This window comes from Candidatus Eremiobacteraceae bacterium, from assembly GCA_036511855.1.
GTDB lineage: Bacteria > Vulcanimicrobiota > Vulcanimicrobiia > Eremiobacterales > Eremiobacteraceae > JABCYQ01.
Window position 1 is genome coordinate 23,859 of the sequence record DATCBN010000009.1, and the last position, 6,631, is coordinate 30,489.

Annotated in this window: 7 protein-coding genes; 4 read left to right on the plus strand and 3 right to left on the minus strand. The window is 62.6% G+C overall.

Features of this window, described 5'->3' with window-relative positions:
- Window positions 1–34: 34 nt before the first annotated feature.
- The 3 genes from ligD to VII69_01595 all read right to left on the minus strand — a co-directional run bounded on the left by ligD (window position 35) and on the right by VII69_01595 (window position 2,705).
- The gene (gene ligD, locus VII69_01585) at window positions 35–1,003 is read right to left on the minus strand and encodes a non-homologous end-joining DNA ligase (protein ID HEY5093787.1); all 969 of its coding nucleotides are present in this window, start codon (window positions 1,001–1,003) and stop codon (window positions 35–37) included.
- Window positions 1,004–1,197: 194 nt separating this feature from the next.
- Window positions 1,198–1,599, minus strand: a complete 402-nt coding sequence (locus VII69_01590; GenBank protein ID HEY5093788.1) for a hypothetical protein — start codon at window positions 1,597–1,599, stop codon at window positions 1,198–1,200.
- A 38-nt stretch (window positions 1,600–1,637) separates the two neighbouring features.
- Entirely contained in the window at window positions 1,638–2,705 is a 1,068-nt protein-coding gene (locus tag VII69_01595) for a hypothetical protein (protein HEY5093789.1), read from the minus strand.
- An 89-nt stretch (window positions 2,706–2,794) separates the two neighbouring features.
- On the opposite strand from VII69_01595, the gene VII69_01600 reads away from it, so the two are divergent.
- From VII69_01600 to VII69_01615, 4 genes are all read left to right on the plus strand, one after another.
- The gene (locus VII69_01600; protein ID HEY5093790.1) at window positions 2,795–3,913 is read left to right on the plus strand and encodes a GAF domain-containing sensor histidine kinase; all 1,119 of its coding nucleotides are present in this window, start codon (window positions 2,795–2,797) and stop codon (window positions 3,911–3,913) included.
- Entirely contained in the window at window positions 3,913–4,533 is a 621-nt protein-coding gene (locus VII69_01605) for a response regulator transcription factor (GenBank protein HEY5093791.1), read from the plus strand. The genes VII69_01600 and VII69_01605 overlap by 1 nt, the downstream gene beginning before the upstream one ends.
- Window positions 4,534–4,614: 81 nt before the next feature.
- Window positions 4,615–5,331 carry an SDR family oxidoreductase gene (locus tag VII69_01610; protein ID HEY5093792.1) on the plus strand — a complete coding sequence of 239 codons (717 nt, stop codon included), beginning with the start codon at window positions 4,615–4,617 and terminating at the stop codon, window positions 5,329–5,331.
- On the plus strand, window positions 5,318–6,379 hold the full coding sequence (locus tag VII69_01615; GenBank protein ID HEY5093793.1) for an S-adenosylmethionine:tRNA ribosyltransferase-isomerase: 1,062 nt from the start codon (window positions 5,318–5,320) through the stop codon (window positions 6,377–6,379). Before VII69_01610 ends, VII69_01615 begins: the two co-directional genes overlap by 14 nt.
- Window positions 6,380–6,631 lie beyond the last annotated feature (252 nt).

Here is a 6,631-nt window from a genome sequence, read left to right on the forward strand (position 1 = left end):
CGGACGGTCGGGTTTATAAACATTGTATGAACAGCTAGTTCCGACGAAGCGGCGGCCGTACGCAATCTTTGGGTCGTTTGTCCACTCTTAACCCAAGATAGACCGGTTGACGCAGGACGCCTTCACGCGTCCACTCGCCGAACTTTATTTCCGCTACCAGCTTGGGCTTCGCCCAGTGCACGGGCGAATTGACCTTTGGAACGGCGCTGAACGGGGAGCGTTTCGTCTCCAGCCGTTCGAGCTTTTGGTGGAGAGCGGCGAGCGTGCGTTCGTCGAATCCGGTGCCGACGTGGCCCGCATAGGTCAGCTTGCCGCGGTGGAAGATTCCGAGCAAGAGAGCGCCGAAATGCTTTCGGCTTCGCCGCGGCTCCGTCCAACCGCAGATGACGAATTCCAAGCTTGCGACCACTTTGATCTTGAGCCAGTTGCGCGATCTGCCCGACCGGTAGGAAGAGTCGAGCCGTTTTGCGACAATGCCTTCGAGCCCCTGACGCCGCGCTTTGCTAAACGCCTTTATGCCGTCGCGCGTGATGTGCCGCGAGACGAAGACGTCCTTCCGGCCGGCGCGCATGCATTTCTTCAAAAGCGCTTTGCGGCGCTCGAGCGGCTCTTGGCGAACGTCGTCGGCACCGATCATCAGGATGTCGAACACCGCAAAGGAAACGGCGATGCGAACGTCCGTCGCGCCTCGAAGACGGTTGATGCGCGGCTGCAGCCGCTGAAACGATGAGTGGCCCTTTGCGTCGAGACTCACGATCTCGCCGTCGATGATCAACGGCAGATTCTTGAACGCGCCGCGCAGATTCGCAAGCTCGGGGAACTGCGACGCTAGATCGCGTCCAGTCCTGGAAACCGCGTAGACGTCCTTGCGCGTGATCGCGCAGATCGCGCGCACGCCATCCCACTTGGTCTCGAATAACCATTCGGGCGAGCTGAACGGCCGATCCACGAGCGTAGGCAACATCGGCGCAGGCAGATGTTGGGCAAGCTGCAAGCGCTTCATCCGTTTGCGACGCTAGACCAGCGTCTCGGGTCCTTCGACGCCGGAGATCTCACTGATGCCTCCGCACGCCTCGTGGCCGCAGGTGCAGTGGCCGGCTGCACCTGCTTCCCGCTCGCACGCTTCGCAGCAGAACGAGCTCGGCGATGTGTGTGCGATGACGCACCTGCAGCGTTCTCGCGCGCACGATTTCTCCACTAAGGAATGTCACCGCAAGAAACGTAGCGGCCGATATTCTTCGCCGATTCGTGAACGTTGACGGCCATGTGACTGCCGAGCAACTTCGCCATGGGCACATCGACGATTGTGTTCGAGTGACCTAAGACGACATTCTTGAGCGGATACTTCGGCGCCGGCGTCAGGTGCGAGCACGGCCCCATGTGGATGTGGGCGGGTTGACTGCCGGTGGTGTTCTCGTGCAGCAGCGCGATGACGACGCGCGTGCGGCCGCCCAGATCTGTGAGCGTGGCCGTGCCGTTCTCGCCGGAGCCGTTTTGGGCGTGCATCTTGATGGTGACGTCGGGATGCGCTGCGGATGCGGGTAAAACGGCCGCGCACAGCAAGCCAGACGCGATTAAAAGACTAGCAAATCTACGCATGATTCCGTCTCCTCTTGTTGAGCATAGTGCGTTGAGAGTCATGTGTCCAGGAGCTTCCCCGACGAAACCTTTGTCCTCGGCTTTTTCAACGCGCGGATCGTGGCGGTCTCGAGTGCGCTCAATCCGCGGCGTCGGGTCTTCGTGAATTTAGCGCCATTCTTAAGGGTCCCCTCCTCATACATGGCGATGACGTCCGGGTGGATATAGCACTTCCTGCAAACGGACACCGTGTTGCCGAGCCGTTCCGCGACTTGTTTGACGGCGTCGGCCACAGCGCGACGCGCGTCGGCCTGCGTGGCCGGCGGTTCTTGCGCGAGAAGCAGCTCCAGGCAGTACGTGGTCGCAAACCACGTTCGGATGTCTTTTGCGGAAAACTCGTCGCTTGTGGCTTCGCGGATGTAGTCATTGACGTCGTCCGAACCAATCGCGATCGGGGTGCCGTCGTCCGCCTCGTATTGGAACAAATACTGTCCGGGTAGATCGCCGCAGCGCCGGACGAGCCGTGCCAGACGCTTGTCCGTGACTGAAATCTCGTGAAAGCGGCCCGATTTGCCTCGGAATTTGAAATGAAGGCCGTTGCGAGTCTGGTCGACGTGCTTCATCCGAAGCGTCGTCAACCCGAACGATTTGTTATCTCGGGCATATTCTTCGTTGCCGATGCGGATGAGGGTCGATTCCAACAGCCGCACGAGCCCTGCGAGGACGCGTTCCTTCGGCAGGCCGTCGCGTTTCAAATCCGCGGCGACGCGCTTCCGCAGCGCCGGCAATGCGGCGGCGAATCCGAGCATGCGGTCGAATTTGGCGGCATCGCGGACTTTGCGCCATTCGTCATGATAACGGTACTGCTTGCGGCCGCGCGCGTCGCGCCCCGTCGCTTGGATATGTCCGCGGGGAGACGGACATATCCAGATGTCGCGATACGCGGGCGGTATCGCCAGTGCGCGAATGCGGGCGATCTCCGCGCGGTCGCGCACAGTCGAGCCGTCAAGCGCCACATACGTGAAGCCGCGACCTGAAGCGCGGCGGCGGATACCCGCCGAAGTGTCGCTCACGTAACGTAGACCCGCATTCCGGGTAGCATCGCGCGAGACGTCGATCGTCAACATATTGCCTTTGTCATCGTTCCCGGCCCGCGGCCCGGGTCAAACCTCTTTGTGAAGCGAACCGACGGCGGGTGGCGCAGCACGAGAAAGACTTGAAGATTCTGAGCTCGGTGGCCGAAGCGCTCAACAGCGTCGCCGATGTCGGGAAGGCGCTCGAACAGACTCTGCAGTTGGTCGCGGACCACCTGAGCCTGCGGACCGGATGGGTTTGGCTGCTCGACGCGGACACCGGCCAATTCTACAACGCCGCGTCGTACAATCTGCCACCGTACCTTCAAGAGCCCGTCCGGATGGCCGGCACGTGGTGCCAGTGCACCGAGGATTTTCAATTCGGGCGGCTCATGCCGCACAATGTCGACGTCATCGAGTGCAGCCGTCTGAAGGCCGCCGTCAAGCGCGAGATAAAGCCGCTCACCGAGGGTCTGCGTTTCCACGCGAGCATCCCGTTGTATTTTCAAAAGAAACCGCTCGGCATCATGAACGTCACCGGCCCGGCGTGGCGCAAGTTGACCAAGAGAGAGCTCTTGCTGCTCTCGACCATCGGAGATCAAGTGGGAGTCACGGTCGAGCGCGCCCGGTTGACCGAAGAGAGCGCGCAGCTCGCTCGTGCGCAAGAGCGCGCCCGGATAGCCCGGGAGATCCACGATACTCTGGCGCAAAGCCTCACGGCGATAGCGTTGCAGCTCGAAGGAGCGCTTGAAAGCACCGCGATGACCGCACCAAGGGCGCGCAAACATATCCGCGCAGCGCTCGACGTCGCTCGCGATGGCATCGGCGAAGTCCGGCAATCGTTATTCGACCTTCGGTCGAGCGCGCTGGATGGCAAACCATTGCGCGAAGCGCTCCTCGCCCTCGCACGCCGGACGACGTCGGACACCGGCATCCGCGTCAACGTGACGGCCTCGAAAATCCCGCCCCTGACGCCGCGGCTTGAATTTGAGCTTTTTCGCATCGTCCAAGAGGCGCTCACGAATGTGAGAAAACATGCGCACGCCAAGACGATCGCGCTTGCCCTTCGTGCGGCCGGCAGCGATCTGACTTTGGAAATCAAAGACGACGGCCGCGGCTTCGATGTCGCGGCAAGCGCAACGGGTCACGGAATCGCGGGCATGCGCGAACGCGCGCAACTCATCGGCGGGCAACTCACCGTGTCGAGCCGCGCGAATCGCGGCACGACCGTTCGCGTCGCCGTCCCCTTCGCGGCGGCGTGATGATCCGGATCGTGATCTGCGACGACCACCCGGTCGTTCGCGAAGGCTTGGCGTCGGTGCTAGGGCGCCGCCCCGATTTGAAGATCGTGGCGGCCGTGGGTTCGGTCGGCGAGCTGGTGACGGCTGCGGAAAAACTGAAGCCCGACGTCGTCCTTCTCGATCTTGAGCTTCCCGATAGCAGCGGTGTCAACGCGATCGAGCGACTAGGCCGGGCCGCTCCGGCGGCAAAGGTCGTGATGTTCACCGTGCACGATGCTGAGGATACGGTCAGGGCGGCGCTCAAAGCGGGCGCCATGGGCTATGTGCAAAAAGGCGCGCGGGCCGATGAGATCGCCGCTGCGATTCGGGAGGTCCATGCCGGGCGCTCGTACATCCAGGGGCACGTCGCGGCAACTGTCTTCGCAGGACTACAAAGACGGCCGGCGGCTAGCGGCTTGAGCGCCAGGCAGCTTGAAGTGCTGCGGCTCATCGCCGGCGGCCGTTCGAACAAACAGATCGCGACATCGCTCGACATCACCGAGCGAACGGTGAAATTCCATGTGGCTGCGATCATGGACAAACTGGACGTCGACAATCGTGCTCAGGCGGCCGCCGCGGCGACAAGAAGACGGCTTCTATAGCCGCACCCTGTTCGAATGGACAGGTGCGATGCTGTACTTCCGGCCGGGCCGGGCCGGCATCGGCTATGACATACTATAGCCATGGACTTCAAAGGAAAAACCGCTCTCGTGACCGGTGCGTCGCGCGGGCTCGGCTACGAACTTTCGGCATTGCTCGCCAAGCGCGGCGCCAATCTCGTGATCGCGGCGCGCGACGAGACGTCATTGAAGGCGGCGGCGGCTGAATTCTCGCGCGACGCCGAGGTCCTTGCCATCGCCGCGGATGTTTCCGAAGATGCCGAGGGCATCGTGCGCGCGGGCTTGGACCGGTTCGGTGCGATCGATATTCTGGTCAACAATGCATCGGAACTCGGTCCGAGCCCGATGCCGCCGCTCGCGTCGCTGCCCTGGCATGCGCTTGACCGAATACTCAAGGTCAACGTGACGGCCGCGCTTCATTTGACGCAGCTCGTGTTGCCGTCGATGCTGCGCGCCGGCGCCGGCACACTCGTTAATATCAGTTCCGATGCCGGCGTGAATGCCTATCCCGGCTGGGGCGGCTATGGCGCGAGCAAAGCGGCGCTCGAGCATCTCTCGCGTACACTGACTGCGGAGCTGGAGGGGAGCGGAATACGCGTGATCGTCGTCGACCCCGGTGACATGAACACGCGGATGCACCGGGAAGCCGAGCCGGGCGTCGATCTTTCTCACCTATCTCATCCGGAGCCGGTCGCAGCGGCGGTGTTATCGTTGATCGATGACGGATCTATCCGGTCCGGGCGCTTTGAGGCGCAGAAGCTGATGCATGCCGTTCGCTGAAGCGCGGGCGACCGGTGGCCGCTACGACTTCGTGCTACCGCCTGAACTCGAGGCACATGAGCCGCCCGAACTTCGCGGCGCGTCGCGCGCCGACGTCAGGCTTCTGGTCACTGATACTGTTCACGGGGTGCGTCACTCGCACTTCGATTCGCTGCCGGATCATCTTGAGTCCGGCGATCTTCTCGTCGCGAACGATTCGATGACGTATCCGGCGTGCGTGCAAGCCACCCGCGAAACGGGCGAGCCGGTCACGCTCTATTTCTCGCACGTCGGACCTGGAGAGTGTGTGAACATCGCAATCACAGCCACGACGACCGTGTTGGCGGCTGCGCGCAAGGCGTCGCTCTCCGCCGGCGAACGCGTCTCGCTTCCCGGTGGCGCGCGCGCCACGTTCTTCGGCCTTCATCGGCGTTCGCGCCGCATGTGGATCACGGAGCTTTCGTTGCCGATCCCGTATTTCGCATACTTCGCGCGATACGGCAAGCCGATCGCGTACCCTCACGTGACCGTCGACTTGCCGATTGAGACGTACCAGACGATCTTCGCGCGGACGATCGGCTCGTCGGAGATGCCTTCCGCCGGACGCCCGTTCTCCGCCGCCACCTTGAGCCGGCTGACATCTCGCGGCATCGAGCTCGCGACACTCACGTTGCACGCCGGCGTGTCTAGCGCCGAGCGAGACGAACTTCCGCTCGAAGAGTGGCGCGATGTCCCCGCAAAAACCGCCGTGGCCGTTCGCCTCGCGCAAAATCGCGGGCGCAGGGTGATAGCCGTGGGCACGACCGTCGTCCGCGCTCTTGAGAGTTCCCTCGACCGCCGGCACCGTGTCGTGCCCACGCGCGGCTGGACAAGTTTGCACATCACGCCGGATCGTCCAATGCGGGCGGTTGGCGGCCTTTTGACCGGATTTCACGAGCCGACGTCGACGCATCTGGCAATTCTCGAATCCATCGGCGGCCGTGCGCCCATCGAATGTGCCTACCGGGCTGCGCTTGCGGGGCGCTATCTCTGGCACGAATTCGGCGATTCGCACCTGATACTGCCCTAGCGAGGAGCGCTGGTCGACCGGCGGCTGTTTAGGCCAGAATGTGTCCGGGAACAAGCGACGAAGCATTCGTTACTTTCCGAAGGAGGCGACCATAAATGGGCATTCTAGCGTGGATAATCGTTGGGATAATAGCTGGTTTTCTTGCGAAGTCGGTGATCCCGGGCGAGGGTCCTGGCGGCGTCTTGGGCGATCTGGTGATCGGCATCGTCGGTGCGTTTATCGGCAGCTGGGTTTTCAGCGCGTTCGGCAGCG

Bases quoted from the DNA above. Each gene is read 5' to 3' on its own strand.
- ligD (HEY5093787.1), bottom strand. From the start codon at position 1,003: ATGAAGCGCTTGCAGCTTGCCCAACATCTGCCTGCGCCGATGTTGCCT.
- VII69_01590 (HEY5093788.1), bottom strand. From the start codon at position 1,599: ATGCGTAGATTTGCTAGTCTTTTAATCGCGTCTGGCTTGCTGTGCGCG.
- VII69_01595 (HEY5093789.1), bottom strand. From the start codon at position 2,705: ATGTTGACGATCGACGTCTCGCGCGATGCTACCCGGAATGCGGGTCTA.
- VII69_01605 (HEY5093791.1), top strand. From the start codon at position 3,913: ATGATCCGGATCGTGATCTGCGACGACCACCCGGTCGTTCGCGAAGGC.
- VII69_01610 (HEY5093792.1), top strand. From the start codon at position 4,615: ATGGACTTCAAAGGAAAAACCGCTCTCGTGACCGGTGCGTCGCGCGGG.
- VII69_01615 (HEY5093793.1), top strand. From the start codon at position 5,318: ATGCCGTTCGCTGAAGCGCGGGCGACCGGTGGCCGCTACGACTTCGTG.